The sequence below is a fragment of the Micromonospora sp. NPDC047762 genome (assembly GCF_043204655.1).
In the GTDB taxonomy this organism is placed as follows: domain Bacteria; phylum Actinomycetota; class Actinomycetes; order Mycobacteriales; family Micromonosporaceae; genus Micromonospora.
This window is the reverse complement of the sequence record NZ_JBIDCQ010000008.1, coordinates 165726-190850: the sequence shown is the minus strand read 5'-3', so window position 1 is coordinate 190850 and position 25125 is coordinate 165726. Positions and strand designations below refer to the sequence as shown.

The 25125-nt window shown below is 72.2% G+C and carries 27 protein-coding genes; 13 read left to right on the top strand and 14 right to left on the bottom strand.

All coding sequences use genetic code 11. The features are described 5' to 3' along the window. Position 1: 1 nt before the first annotated feature. On the top strand, positions 2 to 535 hold the full coding sequence (locus ACGF3C_RS24225; protein ID WP_393225391.1) for a DUF3093 domain-containing protein: 534 nt from the start codon (positions 2 to 4) through the stop codon (positions 533 to 535). 50 nt (positions 536 to 585) lie between these two features. On the opposite strand, the gene ACGF3C_RS24220 is transcribed toward ACGF3C_RS24225, so the two are convergent. Together ACGF3C_RS24220 and ACGF3C_RS24215 are read right to left on the bottom strand one after the other, a co-directional pair. After that, entirely contained in the window at positions 586 to 1464 is an 879-nt protein-coding gene (locus ACGF3C_RS24220) for a hypothetical protein (protein ID WP_393225388.1), read from the bottom strand. 119 nt (positions 1465 to 1583) lie between these two features. Further along, the gene (locus tag ACGF3C_RS24215; RefSeq protein WP_007075406.1) at positions 1584 to 1880 is read right to left on the bottom strand and encodes a DUF4193 domain-containing protein; all 297 of its coding nucleotides are present in this window, start codon (positions 1878 to 1880) and stop codon (positions 1584 to 1586) included. A gap of 433 nt (positions 1881 to 2313) precedes the next feature. Between ACGF3C_RS24215 and ACGF3C_RS24210 the strand changes: the two genes are divergently transcribed. Beyond that, entirely contained in the window at positions 2314 to 2826 is a 513-nt protein-coding gene (locus tag ACGF3C_RS24210) for a LytR C-terminal domain-containing protein (protein WP_355009418.1), read from the top strand. Between the two features lie 178 nt (positions 2827 to 3004). On the opposite strand, the gene ACGF3C_RS24205 is transcribed toward ACGF3C_RS24210, so the two are convergent. Continuing rightward, positions 3005 to 3823: an inositol monophosphatase family protein gene (locus ACGF3C_RS24205; protein ID WP_357228868.1), complete on the bottom strand. Its 819-nt coding sequence runs from the start codon at positions 3821 to 3823 to the stop codon at positions 3005 to 3007. Positions 3824 to 4488: 665 nt separating this feature from the next. Here ACGF3C_RS24205 and ACGF3C_RS24200 point away from each other — a divergent pair. After that, the gene (locus ACGF3C_RS24200; RefSeq protein ID WP_355009337.1) at positions 4489 to 6093 is read left to right on the top strand and encodes an RNA polymerase sigma factor; all 1605 of its coding nucleotides are present in this window, start codon (positions 4489 to 4491) and stop codon (positions 6091 to 6093) included. Between the two features lie 245 nt (positions 6094 to 6338). Continuing rightward, a complete protein-coding gene (locus tag ACGF3C_RS24195) occupies positions 6339 to 6572 on the top strand; it encodes a hypothetical protein (protein ID WP_091402071.1) in 234 nt (77 codons plus the stop codon). 872 nt (positions 6573 to 7444) lie between these two features. Here ACGF3C_RS24195 and ACGF3C_RS24190 read toward each other — a convergent pair. The 3 genes from ACGF3C_RS24190 to ACGF3C_RS24180 form a co-directional block, all read right to left on the bottom strand. Next, complete coding sequence (locus ACGF3C_RS24190) at positions 7445 to 9178, bottom strand: DEAD/DEAH box helicase (RefSeq protein ID WP_393225383.1); 1734 nt, start codon at positions 9176 to 9178, stop codon at positions 7445 to 7447. 190 nt (positions 9179 to 9368) lie between these two features. Beyond that, the gene (locus ACGF3C_RS24185; protein ID WP_355009879.1) at positions 9369 to 10031 is read right to left on the bottom strand and encodes a trimeric intracellular cation channel family protein; all 663 of its coding nucleotides are present in this window, start codon (positions 10029 to 10031) and stop codon (positions 9369 to 9371) included. A 40-nt stretch (positions 10032 to 10071) separates the two neighbouring features. Next, the gene (locus ACGF3C_RS24180) at positions 10072 to 10290 is read right to left on the bottom strand and encodes a DUF3039 domain-containing protein (protein WP_007456912.1); all 219 of its coding nucleotides are present in this window, start codon (positions 10288 to 10290) and stop codon (positions 10072 to 10074) included. 88 nt (positions 10291 to 10378) lie between these two features. Here ACGF3C_RS24180 and ACGF3C_RS24175 point away from each other — a divergent pair, with 88 nt between their 5' ends. After that, entirely contained in the window at positions 10379 to 11314 is a 936-nt protein-coding gene (locus ACGF3C_RS24175) for a pseudouridine-5'-phosphate glycosidase (RefSeq protein WP_357234980.1), read from the top strand. Next, positions 11311 to 12210 carry a carbohydrate kinase family protein gene (locus ACGF3C_RS24170; protein WP_393225379.1) on the top strand — a complete coding sequence of 300 codons (900 nt, stop codon included), beginning with the start codon at positions 11311 to 11313 and terminating at the stop codon, positions 12208 to 12210. Before ACGF3C_RS24175 ends, ACGF3C_RS24170 begins: the two co-directional genes overlap by 4 nt. A 53-nt stretch (positions 12211 to 12263) precedes the next feature. Here ACGF3C_RS24170 and ACGF3C_RS24165 read toward each other — a convergent pair whose 3' ends face one another. Further along, a complete protein-coding gene (locus tag ACGF3C_RS24165; protein ID WP_357233701.1) occupies positions 12264 to 12623 on the bottom strand; it encodes a DUF3099 domain-containing protein in 360 nt (119 codons plus the stop codon). Between the two features lie 104 nt (positions 12624 to 12727). On the opposite strand from ACGF3C_RS24165, the gene ACGF3C_RS24160 reads away from it, so the two are divergent. Both ACGF3C_RS24160 and ACGF3C_RS24155 read left to right on the top strand, forming a co-directional pair. Then, on the top strand, positions 12728 to 13012 hold the full coding sequence (locus tag ACGF3C_RS24160; RefSeq protein WP_030489374.1) for a hypothetical protein: 285 nt from the start codon (positions 12728 to 12730) through the stop codon (positions 13010 to 13012). A gap of 17 nt (positions 13013 to 13029) precedes the next feature. Beyond that, a complete protein-coding gene (locus tag ACGF3C_RS24155) occupies positions 13030 to 13341 on the top strand; it encodes a hypothetical protein (RefSeq protein WP_124858894.1) in 312 nt (103 codons plus the stop codon). Between the two features lie 28 nt (positions 13342 to 13369). Here the strand turns inward: ACGF3C_RS24155 and ACGF3C_RS24150 are convergent, their stop codons facing one another. Next, positions 13370 to 13960 carry an HhH-GPD-type base excision DNA repair protein gene (locus ACGF3C_RS24150; protein WP_357233707.1) on the bottom strand — a complete coding sequence of 197 codons (591 nt, stop codon included), beginning with the start codon at positions 13958 to 13960 and terminating at the stop codon, positions 13370 to 13372. 95 nt (positions 13961 to 14055) lie between these two features. Between ACGF3C_RS24150 and ACGF3C_RS24145 the strand changes: the two genes are divergently transcribed. Both ACGF3C_RS24145 and dtd read left to right on the top strand, forming a co-directional pair. Then, positions 14056 to 15540: a methyltransferase gene (locus tag ACGF3C_RS24145; RefSeq protein ID WP_393225375.1), complete on the top strand. Its 1485-nt coding sequence runs from the start codon at positions 14056 to 14058 to the stop codon at positions 15538 to 15540. Further along, a complete protein-coding gene (gene dtd, locus ACGF3C_RS24140) occupies positions 15540 to 15962 on the top strand; it encodes a D-aminoacyl-tRNA deacylase (protein WP_357233705.1) in 423 nt (140 codons plus the stop codon). The genes ACGF3C_RS24145 and dtd overlap by 1 nt, the downstream gene beginning before the upstream one ends. Before the next feature lie 120 nt (positions 15963 to 16082). Here the strand turns inward: dtd and ACGF3C_RS24135 are convergent, their stop codons facing one another. Next, positions 16083 to 16871: a sporulation protein gene (locus tag ACGF3C_RS24135; protein WP_393225371.1), complete on the bottom strand. Its 789-nt coding sequence runs from the start codon at positions 16869 to 16871 to the stop codon at positions 16083 to 16085. A 232-nt stretch (positions 16872 to 17103) separates the two neighbouring features. Between ACGF3C_RS24135 and sigB the strand changes: the two genes are divergently transcribed. Continuing rightward, positions 17104 to 18120, top strand: a complete 1017-nt coding sequence (gene sigB / locus ACGF3C_RS24130) for an RNA polymerase sigma factor SigB (protein WP_393225368.1) — start codon at positions 17104 to 17106, stop codon at positions 18118 to 18120. A 108-nt stretch (positions 18121 to 18228) separates the two neighbouring features. After that, positions 18229 to 18636 carry a VOC family protein gene (locus tag ACGF3C_RS24125; RefSeq protein ID WP_393225365.1) on the top strand — a complete coding sequence of 136 codons (408 nt, stop codon included), beginning with the start codon at positions 18229 to 18231 and terminating at the stop codon, positions 18634 to 18636. A 10-nt stretch (positions 18637 to 18646) separates the two neighbouring features. Here ACGF3C_RS24125 and ACGF3C_RS24120 read toward each other — a convergent pair whose 3' ends face one another. From ACGF3C_RS24120 to ACGF3C_RS24110, 3 genes are read right to left on the bottom strand one after another with little or no spacing between them, the layout of a single operon-like run. Next, entirely contained in the window at positions 18647 to 21202 is a 2556-nt protein-coding gene (locus ACGF3C_RS24120) for a GNAT family N-acetyltransferase (protein ID WP_393225362.1), read from the bottom strand. A gap of 13 nt (positions 21203 to 21215) precedes the next feature. Further along, positions 21216 to 22397 (bottom strand): acetoin utilization protein AcuC, encoded by a 1182-nt coding sequence (locus tag ACGF3C_RS24115; RefSeq protein ID WP_393225359.1) that lies wholly within the window; start codon positions 22395 to 22397, stop codon positions 21216 to 21218. Positions 22398 to 22445: 48 nt separating this feature from the next. Continuing rightward, complete coding sequence (locus ACGF3C_RS24110; RefSeq protein WP_357223519.1) at positions 22446 to 23306, bottom strand: sulfurtransferase; 861 nt, start codon at positions 23304 to 23306, stop codon at positions 22446 to 22448. Between the two features lie 100 nt (positions 23307 to 23406). Here ACGF3C_RS24110 and ACGF3C_RS24105 point away from each other — a divergent pair, with 100 nt between their 5' ends. After that, on the top strand, positions 23407 to 24096 hold the full coding sequence (locus ACGF3C_RS24105) for a metal-dependent transcriptional regulator (RefSeq protein WP_347664054.1): 690 nt from the start codon (positions 23407 to 23409) through the stop codon (positions 24094 to 24096). Positions 24097 to 24115: 19 nt separating this feature from the next. Here the strand turns inward: ACGF3C_RS24105 and ACGF3C_RS24100 are convergent, their stop codons facing one another. Beyond that, the gene (locus ACGF3C_RS24100) at positions 24116 to 24664 is read right to left on the bottom strand and encodes a hypothetical protein (RefSeq protein ID WP_357223515.1); all 549 of its coding nucleotides are present in this window, start codon (positions 24662 to 24664) and stop codon (positions 24116 to 24118) included. Positions 24665 to 24763: 99 nt separating this feature from the next. Then, a complete protein-coding gene (locus ACGF3C_RS24095) occupies positions 24764 to 25018 on the bottom strand; it encodes a DUF5522 domain-containing protein (protein ID WP_355009894.1) in 255 nt (84 codons plus the stop codon). Between the last annotated feature and the right edge of the window lie 107 nt (positions 25019 to 25125).

Genomic DNA, 25125 nt, shown 5'->3' with positions numbered 1-25125 from the left:
AGTGAGCATGTCGCCCTCCCCGTCCGCCGATCAGTCGCCGGTCACCGCCCGCTCGGCGTACACCGAGCGGTTGGATCTGCCCTGGTGGCTGTGGCTGGCCGGGCTGGTGGCCGCCGCGTTGCTGGCCGTCGAGATCTGGATGGGCGCCTCCGGCGTCCGCACCTGGCTGCCGTTCGCCGTGCTGGTGCCGCTCACCGCGGTGGGGCTGTGGTGGCTGGGCCGGATCCGGGTCGCAGTTGCCGACGCCGAGCTGCGGGTGGACGACGCCCGCCTGCCGGTCCGTTTCGTGGCCGACGTGGTGCCGCTGGACGTGGCCGGCCGACGTGAGGTGCTCGGCGTCGGCGCGGACCCGCTCGCCTTCGTGGTGCAGCGACCGTGGATCGGCGGCGCCGTGCAGGTGATCCTCGACGATCCCGCGGACCCGACCCCGTTCTGGGTGGTGAGCACCCGCCACCCGGTCGAACTGGCCGAGGCGGTGCTGACCGCACGGGACGCTCTGTCGGCCTCCCACCCGACGGCGGGAGAGCCGGGCTGACCCGACGCCGAAGGGCCGCTCAATTGCCGGTCTGACGCTGAAGGGCCCGCTCAGGTGCCGGTCGGCGGGCCTGGGAGGGCCGCCGGTGGCGCGGGCCGGGCGATGCCCCGTCGGCGCAGGTCCACCTGGAGTTGCTCGGCCATCTGCTGGGTGGCCCGACGGTTGAGGAAGCTGGCCACCGCCGCTCCGGTCAGGAACGGCCCGAGCGTGGTGAGGTTGCGACCGAAGCGCCGCAGCAGCATGTCCCGCAACTCTTTGCGGGCGGCGGTGCCGAGCACCGCTCCGACTCCCACGCCGGGCACCATCGGGTTGACGCCGCGTTGAGTGGCCCAGGAGTGCACCAGCGCGACCGCCCGTTGACTCCCGGCGGCCGGTAGTGCCACGCCGTGGATCTCGTGCAGCTCGCCGACGAGTTTCAGCTCCACCGCCACCACGGCCACGGTCTCGGCGGCCAGCAGCACCGGCGCGGAGAGCAGAGTCGGGGCCACCGTCCACTCGACGGCCGCGACGCCCCCACCGGCCGCACCGATGGCGGCGGTGGTCCTCGACGCGTTACGGATGAGCCGGTCGGCCAGGGCGGTGTCGTCCAGACCGGGGAAGTGCTGGCGCAACGTGTCCAGGTCCCGTACCGGCACGTGCGGGGCGATCTCGGCGATGGCGTCGACCATCCACCGCACGGCAGCGCGGGGCTTGAACAGGTCGGAGATGCCCCGCGCACGGGCCTGCCCGACCATCCGGGTCAGCAGTTGGCGGCGTCGGGCCGGCGCGATGTCGTCCGCGGTCAACGCCGCGACGGTGGCGCCGAGGTCGTCCGAGCCACCGTCGGCGCCGAGGTCGTCCGTGCCACGGGTGGCACCGAGGTCGTCCGTGCCACGGGTGGCACCCAGGCCGTCCGTGCCGCCTTCGGTGGTGCCGCCTCGATCGCTCATCGGACCTCCCGGTGCTGTGGCTACCCGCTACGAGTCAAGCAGGTACCCACCGCAGCCGCATGCCTACACCGGCAGCGGCGACCCCGTTCAGGAGGCCGCCGCCGGTGTTGTCGTGGTTCTCAGACGCACTCGCGGCAGATCAGCTCGCCGTTACGCTCGACCGCCAGCTGGCTACGGTGGTGGACCAGGAAGCAGCGAGCACACCGGAACTCGTCCTGCTGCATCGGAAGCACCTTGACCGTGAGCTCCTCGTCGGCCAGATCGGCACCGGGCAGCTCAAAGCTCTCGGCGACCTCGGCCTCGTCGACGTCCACCGCGCCCGACTGTGAGTCGACGCGCCGTGCCTTGAGCTCTTCCAGGCTGTCCTCGCCGAGGTCGACCTCGTCGCGACGCGGGGCGTCGTAGTCGGTGGCCATCGGTTTCACTCTCCCATATCGATGTTGTCGCTTCCGGTTGTAACGCCGGACGACGCTGTTTCGGTTCCGCTGGCCGGCCATCACTTGTGTCGGGCACCCGACCCGAGGACCGAACGGGTCGAGCTCGCTGGGGCGACTCCCCTGCGAGCGCGGAACCTTACCCCCCCTTGGGCGAGGCATGTATACCGCCCTTGCGGCTGAGATGTACGCCCCCGCACGCGAGATTGTTCCCAATGTGATTCAGGCGACACGAAGATAGGGGTAGTAGTACCCGGTTCGCGGTCGGCGCGCCGGCATGTCGGGCTGTTTCCACGCGACGGCCGGACAACCGTTAACCTCAGCGGCGTATTCGACGGCCGGCGGCCTGAGCGATCGTTCCCGGCCGCCACCACCCACTGAGGTTCCGGGGAGAGCCCTGATGAGTTTTGCGCGCGTGCGAGCACTCGTCGTCGTCGGCCTGCTGGCGATCATCGCCCTGGTCTTCGTCGTCGTGGCCGTGGTCCGCGACAGCCAGGGCAACGTGGGCACCGCGGCGGGTTGCCCCGAGGGCTGGCCGCTGGCGGATCTGACCCTGCGCGAGCGCAAGGACGTCAAGATCAACGTTTTCAACGCCACGGATCAGCCCGGCCTCGCCCACACCGTCGCCGACGAGTTCAGCAATCGACAGTTCCAGGTCAAGAAGACCGGGAACGAGAAGAAGGTCGACAGCGTCGCGGTGCTGCGGTACGGCCCGAAGGGCGTCGGTTCCGCGCACCTGCTCCAGGCGTACTTCCTCAACAACGCCGTGCCGGGCTACGACCCGAAGCGCGCCGACGACACCGTGGACGTGGTGCTGGGCAACCGCTTCCAGCAGCTCGCCACCACGACCGAGGTCAACCAGTCGCTCGGCGACTCGGGCCCCCCGGAGGCACCCAAGGGCGCCTGCCCGTCCCCACCCGCCAAGTGACGGCGTAACCGCTCCCCCGCAGCGCCAGGCCGGCGACCGGTAGCGACCCGGCCCACCGGCCGGAACCTGGCCTACCGGCGGGAACCAGGCCCACCGGCCGAAGCCCGGCCCACCGGCCGGAATGGGGTGCCGGAAGGCCGGAGCCGGCCGCTCAGAGCGGGCCGACCTGATCCGCCGGTCAGGGACCGCCGGAGGCGTCCAGCGCGGCCAAGCGGTCGTGCAGCGGCGCGAAGAGCGCGGGCGGGGCCGCGACCACCAGGTCCGGCCCCGGCGGCCGACCGGCCAGGCCAGCGACCCGGACCCCCGCCTCGGCGGCCACCAGCCCGCCAGCCGCCAGGTCCCAAGCCGCAAGACCCTTCTCGAAGTACGCGTCGAGCCGCCCCTCGGCGACCAGACAGAGGTCCAGCGCCGCCGCGCCGAGTCGCCGGATGTCCCGTACGTGTGCGATCAGCCCGGCCACCACCTGCGCCTGGTGCGCCCGACGGCCGGCGTCGTACCCGAAGCCGGTGCCGACCAGCGCCTGCCCCAGGTCCACCTCGCCGGAGCAGCGCAGGCGTGCACCGTCGCGCCAGGCCCCGCCGCCGGCCGTGGCGGTCCATTCCTCGCCGGTACTCACGTTGCGCACGACGCCGGCAACCACCACCCCGTTCACCTCGGCGGCCAGCGAGACAGCGGAGTACGGCAGCCCGTAGAGGTAGTTCACAGTCCCGTCGATCGGGTCGACGATCCAGCGCACTCCGCTGCGCGCCGCGCCGGCGGCTTCCTCGCCGTACTCCTCGCCCAGCACCGAGTCGTCGGGGCGTAGCGCGGCCAACGCGGCGAGGATCTGCCGCTCGACCGCGCGGTCGGCGGCGGTGACCACGTCGGTGACGGTGCTCTTGGTGGCGGCGACGACGACCCCCTCGGCACGCATCCGGTACGCAGTGTCCGCCGCGTCCCGAGCCACCTTCACCGCGATGGTCAGCAGCTCCGACGGTGTCGTAGCCGAGTTGGTCATGATTCGCCTCTTTCCGCACTCCGAGTGCATGTGGGTGGGTGAACTACCGACCCAGCCTCGGAAGATCATCGTTCCCGACGCCGTACGACGGCACCAGAGCAGGGATCTTCGGCGCCGGGATCCGCTGCGAAGTGGGCGCACGGCACCGCCCTCGCAGCTTGACCGGCCGACCTCCGCCAATATGCCCCTTTCGGTTGGTAATGTCGCTTAAGTGCTTACCACCCCGTCCACGCTCGGCTCACAACCGTTGCCCAACCGCGACCTGGTGCGGACGCCACTGGCCAGGCCGACAACGACCCCGGTGATCCACACGCGCACCCTCGCAACCGCCACGTCGACCACGTACTGCCTGCTCAAACGGCAGTTCGGACACGTTCTGCGCGCCACCCGGCGCGACGACGGAAGCCCTTCGCCGGCCGCGCGGCTATCATTAGCGCGAAGCCCATATCTCCACCCCACCGACGGTCCCCACCGGCGGTACGCGGTGCGGAGCAGGATGATCGCCGCAGACGGCGTTACAATTCACCCCTGCCCACGCGGCACGGACCGCCGACCACCGGCCGGACCGTGACACGAGGGTCCCTCAACCACATCGCCCGGCACGGTAACCCTCGCTGCGCTGGACGAACCCGCCGTGCCCGCTCTTCGCCTCCGGAAGGTCATTCGTGACAGAACCCCGCCAGCCCGGCGCCGACGTTCGCTCGCTCACCGACACCCTGATCGCCCACGCCCAGAGCGCCGGTGGTCAGCTCACGTCGGCTCAGCTCGCGCGTACCGTCGAGTCCGCCGAGGTGACTCCGGCCCAGGCCAAGAAGATCCTGCGGGCGCTCTCCGAGGCGGGAGTGACCGTCGTGGTGGACGGCTCGGCGAGCACCCGCCGCCGCGTCGCCGCGGCCCGCTCGACCACGCCCGCGTCCCGGGCCACCACCGCCAAGACCACCAAGAAGGCCGCCGCGCCGGCTCCGAAGCAGGCACCCGCCGGCGACGACGCCCCGGCGACATCGGCCCCGCGCAAGGTGGCCGCTCGCAAGGCGACCGGCGCCGAGGCCGCAATGGCGACGCCGACGAAGGCCACCAAGTCGACCCGAGCCACCAAGGCGACGGTGGCAGCGGCTGCCGGGGCCAAGCCGACCAAGGCTGGCGGCAAGGCCAAGGGCGAGGGCGCCGAGGGCGAGATCGACCCGGAGGAGCTGGCCGCCGCGATCGAGGACGTGGTGGTCGAGGAGCCGGCCGAGCTGGCCCAGGCAGCCGAGACCGACGCAGCCGCCTCGGCGACCGACAACGACTTCGAGTGGGACGACGAAGAGTCCGAGGCCCTCAAGCAGGCGCGACGCGACGCCGAGCTGACCGCCTCCGCCGACTCCGTCCGGGCGTACCTGAAGCAGATCGGCAAGGTTCCGCTGCTCAACGCCGAGCAGGAGGTGGAGCTGGCCAAGCGGATCGAGGCCGGGCTCTACGCCGCCGAGCGGCTGCGGGCCGCCGACGAGGGCGAGGAGAAGCTCGTCCGGGAGATGGTCCGTGACCTGGGCTGGATCTCCCGCGACGGCGAGCGGGCCAAGAACCACCTCCTGGAGGCGAACCTCCGACTGGTGGTGTCGCTGGCCAAGCGCTACACGGGCCGTGGCATGGCCTTCCTCGACCTGATCCAGGAGGGCAACCTCGGTCTGATCCGGGCCGTGGAGAAGTTCGACTACACCAAGGGCTACAAGTTCTCCACGTACGCCACCTGGTGGATCCGGCAGGCCATCACCCGCGCCATGGCCGACCAGGCCCGCACCATCCGCATCCCCGTGCACATGGTCGAGGTCATCAACAAGCTCGGCCGCATACAGCGTGAGCTGCTCCAGGACCTGGGCCGCGAGCCCACTCCGGAGGAGCTGGCCAAGGAGATGGACATCACACCCGAGAAGGTGCTGGAGATCCAGCAGTACGCTCGGGAGCCCATCTCACTGGACCAGACCATCGGTGACGAGGGCGACAGCCAACTCGGCGACTTCATCGAGGATTCCGAGGCTGTCGTCGCCGTCGACGCCGTCTCGTTCTCGCTCCTGCAGGACCAGCTCCAGCAGGTGCTGCAGACGCTCTCCGAGCGTGAGGCGGGCGTGGTACGTCTGCGTTTCGGCCTGACCGACGGCCAGCCGCGGACGCTCGACGAGATCGGCCAGGTCTACGGGGTGACCCGGGAGCGGATCCGGCAGATCGAGTCCAAGACGATGTCCAAGCTGCGTCACCCGTCCCGGTCGCAGGTCCTCCGGGATTACCTGGACTGAGCGGGTTTCGTCAACCGAACGTGTCGTTTTGGCCACCTGGTGTGCAACACCAGATGGTGATCGTCCGGATGCACGAATGTGATCGTTGACGTGGCACCCTGGGTGCACGGCACACTGTCCCTTCCAGGTGTGACCTCGGTCCCCCGCGGGCACACAGGGAAGGCAGTGCCTAGTAAGGGTGTTGCACGATAGGTGAGCAACGACCGAAGAGATTGTTCATCGGTGACGACCAGAGGAGGAAGGCGATGACCCCGACCCTCACGCCGCCGCCCGTCACGGCGGCTCCCCCAGCCGCCGATGAACGGTGCGACCGCTGCAATGCTGCCGGGAAGCTCCGGATCACTCTGGCGGGTGGGAGCGAGCTGGTGTTCTGCGGGCACCACGCGAACAAGTACGCGGAGGATCTCGTGAAGATCACCGAGCGGTTCGCAACGGAGCCCGATTTCAGCTGGCGTGGCGCCGATCTGATGGCGAACTAAATCCGCAAACCGACATAGCTGACCGGAGGCACCCCGAGGGTGTCTCCGGTCAGCTCTTTCTGTCTGGACGCCCCCGCGCCCCGCGCCCCGCGCCCCGCGCCCCGCGCCCCGCGCCCCGCGCCCCGCGCCCCGCGCCCCGCGCCCCGCGCCCCGCGCCCCGCGCCCAAGATCCGAGCAACATCCCCGATGCTGCTGCCTCCGACGCGCCCGAGACAGCAACATCCCTGATCCTGCGCCGATCTTGACGACGAACGCCGCCCCTGGGAGACCGGAACCCCGGCCGCCACGGCCACGGCCACGGCCACGGCCACGGCCACGGCCACGGCCACGGCCACCAAGATCGCACTCGAACCAGGATGCAGTGGCCACGGAACGCCGGGAAGCCACTAGAACCAGGATGTTGCGCGATCTTGAGATCGGGACGCCCGCACAGGGGCATCCATAGCCGTTCCGGGCAGGCAAGCCGCAGCACCAGCCAGGCCTCCGTTGATCCACTCGGGTTCCTTGAAGTCGCGCTTTCCACCTCGCTCGAACCCCGCGTCTTCAAGGAAGCCGAGTGGATCACGGCCGAAACGGCCGACGCGGCCCGGAGCAGCACGTGTTCGCCGTCGGTCAGCCTCTCCACGCCCTTGCCGTCGAGCAGCACGCCCAGCAGCCGCCGGGCCGGCGCCGGGCCGGGATCTGCGGGGGTACGGGCGCAGCGGACCGAGCAGCACGCCCAGCAGCCGTCGGCCGCCGGGCCCGCGCCGGGCCGGGACCTGCGCCGGGCCGGGACCTGCGCCGGCGCCGGGACCTGCGCCGGCGCCGGGCCGGGATCTGCGGGGGTACGGGCGCAGCTGACCGGCCACCAGCCCGCCGCAGCCGGCCCGCGTCTAGAGGGTCTGCACGGTGGCGATGCGTTCCTCAAGCTGCTCGATGGTGGCCTGGGCGCTCGGCGGCCCGCCGCAGAGTCGGCGCAGCTCGGCATGGATCTTGCCGTGCGGCTGGCCGGTGCGGTGGTGTCGGGCGGCCACCAGAGCGTTCAGTTGACGCCGGAGCGCCACGCGACGCTGGGCGGCGCTCATGGGTGCGGGCGGCGCTGCCGTGGCCGCAGCGGCCGGCTGAGCGGCCCCGTCGGCCGTACGACGGCGTTGGGCGGCGAGCTGTGCGGCCTGGCGCTTGGTGAGCAGCAGCGAAACCTGGTCGGCGGTGAGCAGACCGGGCAGGCCGAGGTATTCCTCCTCCTCGGGGGTGCCGGCCTGGGCCGCGGTGCCGAACGACGCCCCGTCGAAGATCACCTGGTCCAGCTCGGCGGTGGCCGAGAGGGCCGCGAACCGCTTCTCCAGTTCCCCGCTGGCCTGGTCGTCGCGCTGCGCGCGTTCCAACAGGTCGTCGTCGAAACCGTCGGCTTCCTTGGGTTTACCGAGTACGTGGTCGCGCTCGGTCTCCATCTCGCTGGCCAGCCCGAGCAGGTGCGGCACGCTGGGCAGGAACACCGACGCGGTCTCCCCGGGCCGGCGGGCCCGCACGAACCGGCCGATCGCCTGGGCGAAGTACAGCGGCGTGCTGGCGCTGGTGGCGTAGACCCCGACCGCCAGTCGTGGGATGTCGACCCCCTCGGACACCATCCGCACCGCGACCATCCATCGCTGGTCGGACGCCGCGAACGTCGCGATCCGCGCGGAAGCGCCCTGGTCGTCGGAGAGCACCACGGCGGCCTTCTCACCGGTCACCTGCTCGATGAGCTTGGCGTACGAGCGGGCGGTCTGCTGATCGGTGGCGATGATCAGACCACCGGCGTCGGCCATGCCCGCGTTGCGCAGCACCGTGAGTCGGGCGTCGGCGGCCCGCAGCACCTGCGGCATCCAGTCGCCGGCCGGGTCCAGCGCGGTACGCCACGCCTGGGCCACCAGGTCCTGGGTCATCGGCTCGCCCAGCCGGGCGGCCAGCTCCTCCCCCGCGTTGGTACGCCAGCGGGTCTCCCCGGAGTACGCCAGGAAGAGCACCGGCCGGACCACCCCGTCGCGCAGCGCGTCGGAGTAGCCGTACACCGAGTCGGCGCGGGAGCGCAGCAGCCCGTCCCCGCCCCGCTCGTAGCTGACGAACGGGATCGGGTTGTCGTCGGAGCGGAACGGTGTCCCGGTGAGCATCAGCCGGCGTACGGCGGGTTCGAAGGCGTTCTTCACCCCGTCGCCCCAGGAGCGGGAGTCGCCAGCGTGGTGGATCTCGTCGAGGATGACCAGGGTGCGTCGGGTCATGGTGCGCCGTCGGTGCACCTGCGGGGCCATCCCCACCTGCGCGTAGGTGATCACCGCGCCGTGGAAGTCGGCCGAGGAGTGCAGGTCGGCGTTGCGGAAGGCGGCGTCGAGTTGGATGCCCACCCGGGCCGCCGCGTCTGCCCACTGGCTCTTCAGGTGCTCGGTCGGGGCGACCACAGTGACCGCCTCCACGGTGCCGTCACCGAGCAACTCGGCCGCGATCCGCAGGGCGAAGGTGGTCTTGCCGGCGCCGGGAGTGGCGACCGCGGTGAAGTCCTCGGTACGGCGACGCAGGTATTCCACCATCGCCTTGCGCTGCCAGGCGCGTAGCGCCGGGAACGTCTCGAGCACCGGCGTCCGGGCTGCCACGCGAAGCTCCTCTCCGACCGCACGATGGCGGACCCCGGGCGAGGGCCACGAGGATCCGCCGCCCATGAAAACGCCTCCGCGCAGAAGCTGCCGCGAAGGCTGACTCAGCATAACCAGCACGGGCCGTCGGGCCCAGGCGACGCCACGCTGGTCACAATCCCGCACCCGAGCGAACAGCGGCCCGACCGTCTCACCATTCCCGGTCGGTGCGTGGATCCGCCCCGTCGGCGCGCGGCGGGCGCAGCGTCGCCACCGGCGCGGACCAGCGTCGACGCAGCGCGATCAGGCGCAGCCCGAAGACCAGGACGGCGGCGGCGGTGAGCGGGACGGGCCCGGTCTGTCCGGTGACGTACAGCAGCACCACCAGGATCGAACCGGCCAGCGCGGCCAGCGCGTAGATCTCCCGGCGCAGCACGACCGGGATCTCGGCGGTGAGAAGGTCGCGGCCGAGCCCGCCGCCGATGGCGGTGAGCATGCCGATCAGGCAGGCCCCGACCGCCGGCACCCGGGCGTCGAGCGCCTTGAGCGTGCCGGTGACGGTGAACAGCGCCAGGCCGGCCGCGTCCAGCACCAGCACCGTGGTGCGCAGTCGGGCCAGTTGCGGGTGCAGCCAGAAGACGGCGAGCGCGGTGATCGCGGCAGTGGCCGCGTACCGCCAGTCGGCGAAGGCCAGCGGCGGCACCTCGTCGATGACCAGGTCCCGGAGGATCCCACCGCCGAGGGCGGCGACGAAGCCGACGAACGCGACACCGAACAGGTCCAGTCGCTTGGCCACCGCCGCCGAGGCCCCGGACGCGGCGAACACCGCCACCCCGGTCAGGTCGGCGAAGAGCAGGGCGGTGGAGGTGGTCACCGCCGCAGGCTACGTCGCCGGCCGGAGCACCGGCCGAGGTTCACTCACGGTACGAGTCGTAGATCTCCTTGCACTTGGGGCAGACCGGCGAACCCGGCTTGGCCGCCTTGGTGACCGGGAAGGTCTCGCCGCAGAGAGCGACGACGAAAGTGCCCATGACGGCGCTTTCGGCGATCTTCTCCTTGCGGACGTAATGGAACATCTCGGGACCGGTATCGGCGTCCTTCAGCTCCGGACGCTCGAGAACCTCTGTGCTCACGTCTACACCTCCGACGGACAAGTTTGGCAGGTCATCACGGCCGGGTCCACTTGAGCCCGGCGGGGGCCCCACCCCGTACGGTGCCCGTGTGACTGACTTTCGCATCAGCTACGGCACCGAGGTGGCCGAAGCCCAGCGCGACGGCCGACCCGTCGTCGCCCTGGAGAGCACCATCGTCTCGCACGGGCTTCCCCGACCGGAGAACCTGCGCGTGGCCAGGGAGATCGAGCGGACGGTTCGGGAGGCCGGGGCCGTTCCGGCGACGATCGGCATGATCGCCGGTGAGCTGGTGGTCGGCCTGGACGACGCACAGCTGACCCGGCTGGCCACGGTCGACGGCGTGACAAAGCTCTCCGTGCGCGACCTCGCGGTCGCCGCCGCGACCGGCGCGGACGGCGCGACCACCGTGGCCGCCACCAGCGCGGTGGCCGCCGCCGCCGGCATCGGCGTGTTCGCCACCGGCGGTCTGGGTGGGGTGCACCGGGAGGCCGCGCACACCTTCGACGAGTCGGCGGACCTGGTCACCCTGGCGCAGACCCCGATCGCTGTGGTCTGCGCCGGGGTCAAGTCGATCCTCGACGTGGGTGCGACGCTGGAGCGCCTGGAGACCCTCGGGGTCGCTGTCGTCGGTTACCGCACCCGCCGGTTTCCCGGCTTCTACCTGACCGACGCCGGCTTCGACCTGGACTGGTCGGTGGACTCGCCGGAGCAGGTCGCCGCCGTGCTCGCCGCCCGGGACGAACACTCCGTGCACACCGGCGGGCTGCTCATCGCCAACCCGCTGCCGATCGACGAACAGCTCGACCCGGAGCTGCACGACCGGACTCTCACCGAGGGCCTGGCCCTGCTGGAGCGGGACGGCATCACCGGAAAGGCCGTCACGCCGTACCTGCTCGCGCACTTCCACTCGGCAACCGAGGGCGCGAGCCTGGCGGTGAACGTACGGATCATCCTGCGCAACGCCGACCTGGCGGCGCGGATCGCGGTCGCCTCGGTGGCCCGCGGCACCGCCGTCCCGGCATGACCCGACCGGCCCGGATGGTCGTCGTCGGGGACGTGATCACCGACGTGGTCGCCGTGTTGTCCGGACCGCTGGCTGCCGGCTCGGACACCGGGGCCGCCATCAGTCTCGGCGGCGGCGGTCAGGCGGCCAACACCGCCGCCTGGATCGCCGCGCAGCGGGTGGACGTCACGCTCGTGGGGGCCGTCGGTGACGACGACGCCGGGCGGGACCGGGTGGCCGAGCTCGAACGGGCCGGCGTCGACTGCGCCATCGAGCGGATCGACGGCGCCCCGACCGGCACTGTCATCGTGTTGGCCGCCGACGACGAGCGCACCATGGTCAGCCAGCGGGGCGCGAACCTGCGGTTGAGCGCCGCGCACGTCGAGCAGGCCCTCGCGGCGGTGCCCGACGCCGGGCATCTGCACCTGTCCGCGTACACCCTGTTGGACGCGGAGTCGCGCGGCGCGGGGCTGCGGGCGTTGGCCTCCGCCCGCGAGCGCGGGCTCACCATCAGCGTCGACGCGGCCTCCGCGGCGCCGTTGCGGCGGGTCGGCGCGGCGGTGTTCCTGAGTTGGGTACGCGACATCGACCTGCTCCTGGTCAACGCGGACGAGGCCACGGTGCTGGCCGGCGGCCTGGACCCGGCGGCGCAGGGGCGGGCGCTGTCGGCGACGGCTCGACGGGTGGTGGTGAAGCGCGGTGCGGCCGGCGCGGTCTGGGTGGATCGCACCACGCCGGTCTGCGTGGCTCCGGCCAACCGGGTGGCGGTGGTGGACGTCACGGGTGCGGGGGACGCCTTCGCGGCCGGTCTGCTCACCGCGTGGCTCGCCGGTGCCAGTCCGAGCGCGGCACTGGGTCGCGCCACCGACCTGGGCGCGCTGGCCGTCTCCACCGCAGGGGCTCGGCCACAGGCGTAGCGGCCGGCGCACGGTCACCGCCCCGGCTGCTCGAACCCTGGCCCGTTCGCGGGTCAGGGTTCGGCGTCGATGACCTTGTGTGGGCGCTCCTCGGCGGTGAGGCTCATCGGCGGGGTGTCGTCCTGCTGACGGGGGTGGAACCGGTTGGCCAGCCGGTGCTCTTCCTTCGGCGGCCGGTCGTTGGCCAGCAGCACGGCCAGCCAGGGGATGAGCACCATGCCGAGGCCGCACAGTGGCAGCCAGAGCCAGAGCAGTGGGGCGTTCGCACCGACCAGGATCGCGCCGACGATGATGCACAGCACCCGGATGCCCATCATCACGACGTAGCGGCGCTGGCGACTGTTGAGCTGATCGTCCTGGCTGCGCGAGGCGTCGGTGATCAGAATCGGCTGGTACGCCTGACGCTTCACCATGGACCTCCTCGAGGGGGTTACGCCTCATCCTGTCACCGCAGGTCCGTGATCAGCGAACTTCTACTCATCCCGCCACGTGTTACGTGCGTGGTACGCTCCGCGATGTGGGCAGCAGGTTCAGCTTCACCGACGAGGCGTTGGCCAACCTGAGGGTCTACGACGTCACACCCGGGGAAGTCTGGGAGGCGCTGCACAGCGCCCGACGGGTCATCCGTCATCTGGGTGACGACGTGATGGTGGTCTACGCCGCCGCCCGTCGGGGCCGCAGGCTGGCGGTGCTGCTCGCCGAGGCCGATGGCACCGACAACGACTGGGACATTCTCTCCGCCCGCGAGTTGAGCGACGTCGAGTCCAAGCGCTACGACGAGGCCGTGCGGAGATCTCGGTAGATGAGGAGGCCGTGACGATGCACCGTAACGACGCGACCAAGCAGTTCCACGGCGGCGGCGAACGGATCGCCGAGCTGATCGACGAGAGCCCGGCGGCGGAGCTGCCCACCCCCGACAGCGACGTGCCGATGGTGAGCCGCTCGGTGCGGCTGCCACTGGACACCTACGAGCGGGTCCGCGCCGCCGCCGACGCCCGGGGCATCGGGGTCACCACGCTGATGCGCCAGTGGATCGAGGCCGGCCTGGCCGACCTGGACGACTCGGCGACCGTGTCGCTGGCCGACGTCCGGCGCGCGCTGGCCTCGCTGGCGCACCCCACCGCCGCCTGAGCACACCGCCCCTCACCAGGCCGGTTGGTCAGGCGCCGGCGGTCTTCGCCTTGGCCGCCGCCTTCATCTGCTGCTTGAACTCCCGCACCCGACGCAGCGAATCGGCGTCGGTGACGTCGGCGACCGACCGGTAGGCGCCCGGATCGCCGTAGTCCCCGGCCGCCTTCCGCCAGTCCTGCGGGGTCACCCCGAACCGCTTGCCGAGCAGGGCCACGAAGATCTGCGCCTTCTGCTTGCCGAAGCCGGGCAGCGCGGAGACCCGGCGCAGCAACTCCGGCCCGTCGGCGACCTCGGCCCAGAGCAGCGCAGCGTCACCGTCGTACCGCTCGACCAGCACCTGGCAGACCTCCCGCACCCGGGCCGCCATGGCCTTGGGAAACCGGTGCAGCGCAGGCGGCTGGGCGAAGAGCGCGACCAGGGCCTCCGGGTCGTACCCGGCCAGCTCCGCCGCGTCCAGCTCATGGCCGAGCCGCTGCGCCAGCACGTACGGCGAGGAGAACGCCTTCTCCATCGGCACCTGCTGGTCCAGGACCATGCCGAGGAGCAGGGCCAGTGGGCTGCGCTCCAGCAGCTGGTTCGCTTCGGGGTCGATGGGCAGCACGAGCGTCATGCCGACCATCCTGCCCGGCGCACCGGTCCGGGCGGACACCGACGCTCCGACACCTTCCGGCGGGTGACGCTGACCCGGGACTCGACGGGAGGCAGGATGTCGGGGTGGACGAACACGACATGCTGCTCTCCCCCGCCGGTGTCGACGCGCTGCGCAGCGCGCTGACCCGGACCGGTTTCACCAGCCACGGCATCGCCGAGCGGCTGGGCGCGCAGGCGACCGCGGCGGTCGCCCGCAACGACTACCGGGCCGCTCTGCGCGCCACCGAGGACGGCGACCCGCTCGGCACCCTGATCCGGGTGTTCATCTGCGATCAGACCGAGCCGGAGGAAGCGGTGGCCGCCGCGCTGACACCGCTGAGCCTGGCGGAGGCCCTCGCCGGCGGGCTGGTCGAGCGGTACGGGGACGGCCTGCGGGCCGGCGTCGACCTGGAGCCGTACGGCGAGGACTGGTGGGTGCTCGCCGACGTGCCGGCCAGCGCCCGCCCGGGTCGCCCGTTGCACGCCGAGCACGTCCTCGGGATCGGGGGGGCCACCCACACGCTGATCGGCGCGACCGTGCGCCGACCGGTCGGCACCGCGCTGGACCTGGGCACCGGCTCCGGCGTCCAGGCCCTGCACCTGGGCACGCACGCCGACTCGGTGACCGCCACCGACCTCTCCGAGCGGGCGCTGCGCTTCGCCGCGACCACCGCCGCCCTCAACGGTCAGGACTGGGAGCTGCTCCGCGGCGACCTGGTCGCCCCGGTGGCCGGTCGGCGGTTCGACCTGGTGGTGAGCAACCCACCGTTCGTGGTCGGCCCGGGCACCACCACGCACGTGTACCGCGACTCTGGCCGGGTCGGTGACGCGATCGGCGCGGAGCTGGCCGCCGCCGCCCCGGGCCTGCTCACCGACGGCGGCACCATGCAGTACCTGGCCAACTGGGTGCACGTCGCCGGCGAGGAGTGGGACGAGCGGGTGGCCGGCTGGTTCGCCGGGACCGGCCTGGACGCCTGGGTGATCCAACGCGAGGTCGCCGACCCGATGGCGTACGTCGACCTGTGGCTCACCGACGCCGCCGAGACCGCCGACCCGCAGCGGATGGCCGCCTGGCTGGACTGGTTCGACGCGCACAAGGTGGAGGGCATCGGCTTCGGCATCGTGTCGCTGCGTCGTGGCGGGCATGCCGACCCGGTGGTCCGGGTGGAGGATCTGCGCCAGCAGGTGCAGCCGCCGCTGGGCGATCAGGTCGCCGCCTGGTTCGACCGCCAGGACTTCCTCCGGGTACGCGACACCGAAGCGTTGCTCGCCGAGCGCTACCGGGCCGCCGAGGGCCTCCAGCTGCGACAGGAGGCCACCATGGGCGACGAGGGCTGGGGGGTGGACCGACAGGTCCTCGCGATGCCGCACGGCCTGCGCTGGACCGAGGAGATCGACCCGCTGGTACTGGCGCTGGTCGGTGGCGCCGACGGCCGGCTGCCGCTGCGTGACCAGCTCGCCCTGCTCGCCGCCGCGCACGACGTCGAGCCCGACGAGATGGCCGAGGCCGCCGGCCCGATCGTGGCGCACCTGGTGGAGCGCGGCTTCATCGAGCCGGTGAACGCCTGATGCGGGCGGTGGTGCAGACCGTCGGGCGGGCCAGCGTGACGGTCGACGGCGAGGTGGTCGGTGCGATCGAGAACGGCCTGCTGGTGCTGCTCGGCGTGACCCACACCGACACCGCGGAGACGGCTCAGACGATGGCCCGCAAGGTGCACGAGGTACGCATCCTGGACGGGGAGCGGTCCGCCGCCGACACCGGCGCGCCGGTCCTGGTGGTCAGCCAGTTCACCCTCTACGGCGACGCCCGCAGGGGTCGCCGACCGAGCTGGTCCGCCGCCGCCCCCGCCGAGGTCGCCGAGCCACTGGTGACAGCGGTGGTCGACGCCCTACGCGAACGAGGAGCGAAGGTGGAGACCGGCCGCTTCCGCGCCCACATGGTGGTGGAAAGCACCAACATAGGCCCCCAAACCCTCCTCCTAGACCTCTAACCCCACCCACCCACCCACCCCACCCCACCCCACCTCCGTTGATCATGAAGTTATTGCCCTTCGCCTCGGCGTGTCGTGGCAATAACTTCATGATCAACGCGCGCAGAGAGGGGGGTGGGGTTAGGAGAAGAGGCCTCGGCGGGTCAGGGACTGGCGGAGCCAGTTGTCGAGTTCGGCGGTCCAGTCGGTGCGGTCGGCGGTGGCGTGGTCGACTGTGAACCGACCGAAGGCGTCCCGGCCCTCGGTGAAGACGCCGCCGCGCTTGTCGACCTCCAGCACCACCTGCATCTGCTGGGCGTCGGCGATGAAGGTGACCTCCAACTGGTTGATCGATCGGGCGTACTGCGGCGCCGGGCTGAACTCGATCTCCTGGTAGAACGGCAACGTCTGGTGTACGCCGTAGATGTGACCGCGCTCCACATCGGCGCGTGCGAACCGGAATCCCAGCCGCAGCAGCGCGTCCAGCAGTCGCTCCTGCGCCGGCAGCGGGTGCACCGACACGGCGTCCAGGTCACCCTTGTCGACCGCGCGGGCGACCTCCAGCTCGGTACGCAGGCCCATCGTCATCCCGTGCAGGTGCTGCCCGCACAGCTCGGTGACCGGTGTCTCCCACGGCACGTCGAAGCGGAACGGGAGGTCGTAGCGCTGCCCCGGCTCCAGCCGGAACGCGCCGGTGACCTGCTGGCGGTGGAACTCCTGAGTGGTGTCGTAGTCGTTGTCACCGCTCTCCACCTCGACCCGGGTGACCAGGCCGAGGGTGACGTGGTCGATGTCGACCTGGTGGTCGCCGCCCAGCACCTGGATCCGGCCCTCCAACTGGCCGCCCGGGCGGCAGTTCGGGTTGGCCAGCACCGTCTCCACCGACGGACCACCGACGCCCATCGCCTTCATGAGCCGTTTGAAGACCACACCGTCCTCCAACTGTCGTTTCCGGCTGGCCAGAGGTGGCCGGCCGTCCGCAACGTAGCCGGGGCGGGCAACCACACACTTCGACGACACACCGCACCAGCGATCTGACGCGATTCCTGTCGGGTGCCCGATCGCCTCACTCCCGTTTTACGCCCCGCCCGCCAAGCTGTTCTCACACCGGCACCACTGGGCCGGGAACACGGCACCGACGTGGAAACGGGGAGAGACAGAGATGGTTCTGCAGATGACGGAACACCGGACGCGCCCGGCCACCACGACCGACACTGACGGGGCCCCCGAGGCCCTCGTCGACCTGGACGCCACAGACGAGCGCGGCATCTCCACCGACCTGGTCCGGGCCTACCTCAACGGCATCGGCCGGACGAAGCTGCTGACCGCCGCGCAGGAGGTCGACCTGGCCCGGCGCATCGAGGCCGGCCTGTTCGCCGATGAGAAGCTCGCCACCTGCACCCCGGTCTCCGCGGAGCTGCGAGCCGACCTGGAGCTGATCGTCACCGAGGGTCGGGCGGCCAAGGACCACCTGTTGGAGGCGAACCTGCGGCTTGTGGTCAGCATCGCCAAGCGCTACACGGGCCGTGGCATGGCGTTTCTCGACCTGATCCAGGAGGGCAACCTCGGTCTGATCCGGGCCGTGGAGAAGTTCGACTACGCCAAGGGCTACAAGTTCTCCACGTACGCCACCTGGTGGATCCGGCAGGCCATCACCCGCGCGATGGCCGACCAGGCCCGCACCATCCGCATCCCCGTGCACATGGTCGAGCAGGTCAACCGGATGGTCCGGGCCCGCCGCGAACTGGCGGTGACGCTGGGCCGCGAACCGACTGTCGCCGAGGTGGCCCGCGCGCTGGAGGTCCCCGAGATCCAGGTCATCGAGCTGATCTCCTACGACCGGGAGCCGGTCAGCCTGGACCAGGCCGTCGGCGACGACGGTGAGAGCGCGCTCGGCGACTTCGTGGCCTCGGTGGACCCGCGCACCGAGCCGGGCGACGCCGCCGCCCAGGGCGAGCTGCGCAACGAGGTCAGCATCGTGCTCTCCACCCTGTCCCAGCGGGAACAGGCGGTCATCCGCCTCCGGTTCGGCCTGGACGACGGCCGTCAGCGCACCCTGGACGAGGTCGGTCGGGAGTTCGGCCTGTCCCGGGAGCGGATCCGGCAGATCGAGAAGGTGACGCTGCTGAAGCTGCGCGCCCCGGAGCGGGCCCAGCGCCTGGAGGCGTACGCCTGCTGACGCACCCGGTTCCCACGGAAGGCCCCGGCGGTTCGCCGGGGCCTTCCGTGCTGTCGGGGTGCTTGACTGGGGGCACCGTCCGCCGGCCGACGACCGAGGAGAACGACGATGAACTGGACACTCGAAGTGGTGATCGTGCCGGTCTCCGACGTGGACCGCGCGAAGAAGTTCTACGCCGAACAGCTCGGCTTCACTGTGGACCACGACACCGTGATCAATGACGACGCGCGCATCGTCCAGCTGACGCCACCCGGCTCGGGCTGCTCGGTCGTGATCGGCAAGGGTGTCGTCCCGGAGATGCCGCCCGGCTCACTCAAGGGCCTGCAACTGGTGGTGCCCGACCTGAAGCGCGCCCACGAGGAGCTGGTCGAACGGGGTGTGGAGGTCAGCGAGATCCAGGTGGTCGGTCAGAACCCCCGGCCGGTGCCGGATCCACTGGACAATGTGGGCTTCGTCTTCTTCGCCGACCCGGACGGCAACACCTGGGGCGTCCAGCAGATCTCCAGCCGCGCCTGACCGGGCGCGCTCACAGGCGACGGGGGCCGGTGTCCGGGCGGGCGACCACGCCACCCACCCCCACCTGCGCGTGCAGGACCGAGATGCCGTCCGGGCGGGCCAGCACCGGGTTGAGGGTCAGCGAGCGCACCCGGGGTTGTTCGTCGGCGAGCTGACCCACCCGTAGCAGCAGATCGGCCAGGGCCGCCCGATCGACCGGCGCGGCTCCCCGGTGCCCGCGCAGCAGCGGCGCAGCCCGAGGCTCGTCGACCAGCTCGGCCGCGTCGGTGTCGGTCAGCGGCACCGCCCGCCAGGCCCGATCGCCGAGCAGCTCGGTGGCGACCCCTCCCAGGCCGAAGCCGACCACCGGCCCGAACGCGGGGTCTTCCACCACCTCCACCACGCAGGCCACGCCGGGCGGGACCATCGGCTGCACCAGGGCGTCCGCGCCGAAGGTCGCCGCCAGGTCGGTGTACGCCCGGCGGAGGGTCGGCTCGTCGGGCAGGTCCAGCCGGACCGCGCCGAGGTCGAGTCGGTGCCGCAGCCCGGGAGCGGCAGCCTTGAGCGCAACCGGGAAGCCCAGCCGCGCCGCCGCGTCGACAGCAGCGTCGACCGAGTCGACAGACACCGAGGCCACCACGTCGATGCCGTACGCGGCCAGCAGCGCCCCCGGGTCGGTGCCGTCGGCCCGGAGCGCGGCCTGCGCGGCGGCCCGATCGACGTCGGGCAGCTCCGGTGCCACCCCGGGAGGGCGGCGAAGCCATTCGGCGTACCGGTGGGCGCGGGCGAGCGCGTGGACCGCCTCCTCCACGCCGCCGTACGCCGGCACCCCCGGTGGCAACCGCCCGACCAGGAACGTCGCCACTGTCGGCTTGCCCAACGCGAGGGCGGCCGGCAGCGCGGCGGTCACGTCGGCGTCCACCTCGGTCAGCTGGCCGGGAAGCGGCGGGGCGAAGACCACCACCAGGGCGTCCACCCGTTCGTCGGCGGCCGTCTCGGCGAGCGCGGCGGCGAACTCGGCGGCGCCGGCGCTCGGCCCGACGTTGCGGGGGTATCCGTCGGCCACGCTCAGCCCGTGCCCGACGCAGGCGGTCGCGGCGAGCCCGGTGAGGGCCGAGGAGTTGCCGACCACACCGACCCGGCCGCCGGCCGGCAACGGCTGGTTGGCCAGCAGCACACCCACGTCGAGCAGCTCCGGCACGGTGTCCACCCGAATCACCCCGGACTGGGCGAAAAGCGCCGCCACCGCCACCTCGTCCGGCCCGGCGGCGTCACCGACCCCGGGCGGGCGGGCCGGCGAGGCGAGCGCGACCACCGGTTTGGCGCGGCCGATCCGCCGGGCCAGCCGGGCGAACTTGCGCGGGTTCCCGAAGGTCTCCAGGTAGAGCATGATCACGTCGGTGCCGCTGTCGTCCTGCCAGTACTGCAGGAGGTCGTTGCCGGAGACGTCGGCCCGGTTGCCGGCCGAGACGAAGCTGGACAGCCCGAGGCCCCGCCGGTCCGCCTCGGCGAGCAGCGCCACCCCGAACGCACCGGACTGACTGAAGATGCCGACCCGGCCGGCCGGCGGCAACGCCGGGGCGAGGGTGGCGTTGAGGCGTACCGTCGGGTCGGTGTTGGCCACGCCCAGGCAGTTCGGGCCGACGACCCGCATGCCGGCCGCGTGCGCCGCGCGGACCAGCGCCCGCTGGGTGGCCGCGCCCTCGCCGCCGGCCTCGGCGAAGCCGGCCGAGATGACCACCAGGCCGTGCACCCCCGCGGCGGCGGCGTCGGCGACCACAGCGGTCGCCGCCTCCGGTGGGACCGCCACCACCGCCAGGTCCACCGGCGCTCCGGCAGCAACAGCCGACGGGTACGCGGGGAGGCCCGCCACTGTCGACGCGCTCGGGTGCACCGGCACCACCGCACCGGTGAACCCGCCGTCGCGCAGGTGCCCGAGCACCGCCGCGCCGACGCCCTGGCCGGTGGCGCTGGCACCGTAGACGACGATGCCGCGCGGGGCGAGCAGCCGGGCGATCGAGCGGGCCTCGGTGCGGTGCTCCCGGCCGCGCTGCACCTCCAGGCTGGCCTCGGTGGGCGCGATGGGGAAGCTCAGGTGGACCACGCCGTCGGCGTACTCGCGCTGGACCTGGTAGCCGAAGTCGGCGAAGACCCGCAACATCGTCCCGTTGGCCGGCAGCACCTCCGCGACGAAGCTCATGATGTCGTTGCGGCGGGCCGCGTCGGCCAGGTGCTCCATCAGCACCGAGCCGATCCCCCGCCCCTGGTAGGCGTCCTCCACCACGAAGGCCACCTCCGCCTCGGGGGCCTGCGGGCCGAGCCGCTCGTACCGGCCGACCGCGACGATCTGGTCGGCGGCCAGCACCACGAACGCCTCCCGGTCGTGGTGGTCCACAGTGACGAAACGGATCAGATCCCGCTCCGGGATACGTGGGTACGGCGAGAAGTACCGCAGGTAGCGGGTGCGCTCGGAGAACCGGCTGTGCATCGCCACGATGCCCGGCGCGTCGGCCGGGTCGATCGGTCGCAACTGGACCGTGCTGCCATCGCTGAGCAGCACGTCGACCGGCTGGTCCAGACTCGTCACCGAACGGCCCGGCTCAGTCCCGCGGATCGTGCGGGTCGAGCCCGAGCAGCGGGAAGACCGTCTTGCGGGTGGCCGCGATCGCCCGGTCCACCGCGTTCGGCTCGCCGGTCGGCTGCCACGGCTCGTACGACGGGTCGGCGTCGTCGGTCATCCGCAGCGGCACCTCCCGGCCCAGACCTCGGGAGGTGACCAGGTCCCGCCACGCGGGTGGGGTGAGCGTGGCCGGGTCGATCGGGTCACCGGTGGCCACTGCCAGCAGGTGACTCCAGGCCCGGGGCACCACCTCGACGAGCGCGTACCCGCCGCCGCCGGTGGCCACCCACCGGCCGTCGCACAGCTCGTCGGCGAGCGCCCGCAGCGCCAGGTAGGTGGCCCGCTGCCCGTCCACCGTCAGGTTGAGATCGGCGAGCGGATCCAGCCGGTGGCCGTCGGCGCCACACTGGCTGAACAGCACCTGCGGCTTGAACGCGCGCAGCACCGACGGCACTGTCGCGTGGAACGCGCGCTGCCAGCCGCTGTCGTCGACACCCGGCGGCAACGGCATGTTGACGGCGGTGCCCTGCGCACCCGGCCCACCCGTCTCGTCCGGGAAACCCGTGCCCGGGAAGAGCGCCAGCGGGGTCTCGTGCAGGCTGACCGTCAGCACCCTCGGGTCGTTCCAGAAGATGTCCTGCACGCCGTCGCCGTGGTGCACGTCGACGTCCACGTACGCGACCCGCTCGGCGCCCAGGTCGAGCAGGCGGGCGATGGCCACCGCGGGGTCGTTGTAGACACAGAAGCCGGAGGCTCGGGCGGACATCGCGTGGTGCAGCCCACCCGCCACGTTCACCGCTCGCCGGGCGTCGCCGCGCCAGACCGCCTCGGCGGCGGCAACCGTCGCGCCGGCGATGAGCGCGCTGGACTCGTGCATACCCTCGAAGACCGGGTTGTCGGAGGTGCCCAGCCCGTACCCGGCGAAGAGCGGGTCGCGCGGCGCGTTGCGCACCGCGGCGAGGTAGGCCGGCGCGTGCACCCGGGTGAGCAGGGCATCGTCGGCGGGCTCCGGCTTGACCATCCGCACCCCTGGCCGATCCAGGATGCCCAGCTCGCGGGCGAGCGCGATGGTCAGCTCCACCCGGACCGGGTCGAGTGGATGGTCACCCATGTCGTAGGCGAGCAGCGACTCGTCCCACACCACCACAGTGTCGTCGGACATGAGCCCATCGTCGCACGAGGATCGGCGCGGGCCCACCGCACGCGCTGGTCAGCGGCCGGGTGTCGACCCCGAGGCGACCGGTCGGGCCGGGTCCGCCACCCAGTTGCTCCACGATCCAACGTAGAGCGCGGCGTCCGTCCGGCCGGCCAGGTGCAGCGCCAGCACCGCCTGGGCGGCGGTCACCCCCGAGCCGCAGTACGCCCCGACGGCCCGCCCCTCGGTCACCCCGGCGGCGGCGAACCGCTCACTCAGCACGTCGGCGGCCAGGAAGCGGCCGTCCGGACCGACGTACTCCCCGGCGGGCAGGTTCGCCGCTCCCGGCACGTGCCCGGCCACCGGGTCGATCGGCTCGACCTCGCCCCGGTAGCGGGGCGCCGCCCGTACGTCGAGCAGCACGGCATCGTCCGCGGCGGCCAACGCGGCGGCCTGCCCGGCGTCGAGCACCGGGAGATCCCCGGGGCGCACCACGATGTCACCGGGCGGTGGGGCGGGCGCGTCGGTGGAGACGGGTCGGCCGGCGGCGACCCAGGCCGGGTAGCCACCGTGCAGCAGGCGCACCGGCCGGTGGCCGGCCCAGCGCAGCGTCCACCAGGCCCGCGAGGCGGCCATGCCGTCGCCGGCGTCGTACACCACCACGGGGTGACCCGCGCGGACGCCGGCGGCCCGCAGTGCCGCCTGCAACGCCGCCGGGTCGGGCAACGGGTGCCGGCCGCCGACGCCCGGCACCCCACAGAGCGCGGTGTCCAGGTCGACGAAGACAGCCCCCGGCAGGTGGCCGGCGAGGTAGTCGTCGTGCCCGGGGGGGCCGATGAGCCGCCAGCGGACGTCGAGCAGGGTGGGCGGGTCGACCTGGTCGAGCTCGGCGACGAGCCTGTCGACCTCGACCAACGGCTCCTGGGTACCGGACATGGCGACATCCAACACCATTCGGCTGGACGGCACGCGGTTCGGCGACGGTCGTCGGCCGTTCACCCGAGGTACCATCGTGCACCGGAGGGCCGCTGACGTTATGAAGTCTCACGACCTGGTCGACACGACCGAAATGTACCTGCGCACCATCCTCGAACTCGAAGAGGAGGGGGTGCCACCGCTGCGTGCCAGGATCGCCGAGCGGCTACGACAGAGCGGCCCCACAGTGAGCCAGACCGTCGCCCGCATGGAGCGCGACGGCCTGCTCACCGTCGAGGGTGACCGACACCTCACGCTCACCGCGCTGGGTCGCGGCACTGCCGTTTCCGTGATGCGCAAGCACCGCCTCGCCGAGCTGCTGCTGGTCAACGTCATCGGGATGCCCTACGAGGAGGCCCACGAGGAGGCCTGCCGCTGGGAGCACGTGATGAGCGACGCGGTGGAGAAGCGGGTCTACGACCTGCTCAACCGGCCGACCCGCTCCCCGTACGGCAACCCGATCCCGGGTCTGGAGGAGCTGGGCTCCCCCGAGGCGGAAGCGACCGAGGCCGCCGAGGGTGAGCGCAACCTGGCCTTCCCCGGCCTCTCCGGGCCGGTGGTGGTCCGCCGGATCTGCGAGAGCGTGCAGACCGACGGCGACGTGCTGCGTCAGCTGCACGCCGCCGGTGTCGACCCGGGCGCCACTGTGACAGTGGCCCAGGAGCGCGACGGGGTGTCGATCGACCGCTCCGGTGACCGGGTACGGCTGCCCCGCGAGGTCGCCTCCCGGGTCTTCGTCGCCGCCAACTGATCAAGCGGGCATCCGGGCGTCACAACGCCCGGGTGTCCACCTTCTTCGCCAACGCCGTCAGGTCAGCGGTCAGCTTCTCCGCCGCCGAGCGCTCACTGCCACGGGCAGTGGTCCAACTCACCGTGGCCAGCCTTCCGTCGCCGGCCAGCCAGCCCACCTCGGCGACCGGCCCGTGCCCGCTCGCCGCCGCGGTTGTCCGCTTGTACGCCTGCTGACCCAGCCCGGTGACCTTCGCCGCCTTGTCCGGCACCACGTCCGCGGCGAAGGTGGTCTTGTCGATCGTGGTCTCGGTCACGCTGAGCGCCAACTCCGGCAGGGTGGCACCCGTGGCCCGGACCACACAGGTGTGGGTGTCACCCTGCGCGCTGGCCGCGGCCACGTCGAAGCGGACCTTCACCACCTGCTCGATCACCGCGAAGTCCAGCAGACGGCAGGCGCCGCCCGAGGAGGCCGCCGCCACGTCCACAGCGATCGGCACCGGCGGCGGCACCGCCACCGGTTCCGCCTCGTCGGCGCACCCGCTCACCAGCAGCCCGGCCAGCCCGGCGACCACGATCCGCCCGCGCACGTTCCACCCTCTCGCCGACCGACGGCGGAAGGCGCCCGCCAGATGTCCGTCGGACACCGTACGGGGTGTCGGTGTCGGGGCGAAAGCCCCCGCTGACGCCTATTCCGACGGTGGATCGTCCACGTACGGACAGTGCCGGCAGCCGCGCCCGCAGCACGTGCCACGACGGGCCAGGAAGCCGGCGCTGAGCACGAACAGCCCGCTCGCCGGGTCGAGGTAACCAGCCTCACCGGCGGCCAACGCGGCGGTGTGCGCGGCGAGGATCCGGGCCCGGTCGGGGTGCTCCGGCGACAGCCGGGAGGGGTGCGGCTCGGTGAGCGGCCGGCCGGCCAGGGGTTTCCGCTCTTCGCTCACCGCAACAGTCTAGGGACGGTGCGGTGTCGGCCTCCCGCTGCCTGGAATCCGGCGACATGCCCCCGGCGTGGTCGCGTTTCGTCGTACGGTCCGACGACGATCGAGGT

Bases quoted from the DNA above. Each gene is read 5' to 3' on its own strand.
- sigB (WP_393225368.1), top strand. From the start codon at position 17,104: ATGGTTCTGCAGATGACGGAACACCGGACGCGCCCGGCCACCACGACC.
- ACGF3C_RS24220 (WP_393225388.1), bottom strand. From the start codon at position 1,464: ATGAGCGATCGAGGCGGCACCACCGAAGGCGGCACGGACGGCCTGGGT.
- ACGF3C_RS24125 (WP_393225365.1), top strand. From the start codon at position 18,229: ATGAACTGGACACTCGAAGTGGTGATCGTGCCGGTCTCCGACGTGGAC.
- ACGF3C_RS24105 (WP_347664054.1), top strand. From the start codon at position 23,407: ATGAAGTCTCACGACCTGGTCGACACGACCGAAATGTACCTGCGCACC.
- ACGF3C_RS24205 (WP_357228868.1), bottom strand. From the start codon at position 3,823: ATGACCAACTCGGCTACGACACCGTCGGAGCTGCTGACCATCGCGGTG.
- ACGF3C_RS24115 (WP_393225359.1), bottom strand. From the start codon at position 22,397: ATGTCCGACGACACTGTGGTGGTGTGGGACGAGTCGCTGCTCGCCTAC.
- ACGF3C_RS24215 (WP_007075406.1), bottom strand. From the start codon at position 1,880: ATGGCCACCGACTACGACGCCCCGCGTCGCGACGAGGTCGACCTCGGC.
- dtd (WP_357233705.1), top strand. From the start codon at position 15,540: ATGCGGGCGGTGGTGCAGACCGTCGGGCGGGCCAGCGTGACGGTCGAC.
- ACGF3C_RS24170 (WP_393225379.1), top strand. From the start codon at position 11,311: ATGACCCGACCGGCCCGGATGGTCGTCGTCGGGGACGTGATCACCGAC.
- ACGF3C_RS24150 (WP_357233707.1), bottom strand. From the start codon at position 13,960: ATGGTCGGCATGACGCTCGTGCTGCCCATCGACCCCGAAGCGAACCAG.
- ACGF3C_RS24195 (WP_091402071.1), top strand. From the start codon at position 6,339: ATGACCCCGACCCTCACGCCGCCGCCCGTCACGGCGGCTCCCCCAGCC.
- ACGF3C_RS24155 (WP_124858894.1), top strand. From the start codon at position 13,030: ATGCACCGTAACGACGCGACCAAGCAGTTCCACGGCGGCGGCGAACGG.
- ACGF3C_RS24165 (WP_357233701.1), bottom strand. From the start codon at position 12,623: ATGGTGAAGCGTCAGGCGTACCAGCCGATTCTGATCACCGACGCCTCG.
- ACGF3C_RS24110 (WP_357223519.1), bottom strand. From the start codon at position 23,306: ATGTCCGGTACCCAGGAGCCGTTGGTCGAGGTCGACAGGCTCGTCGCC.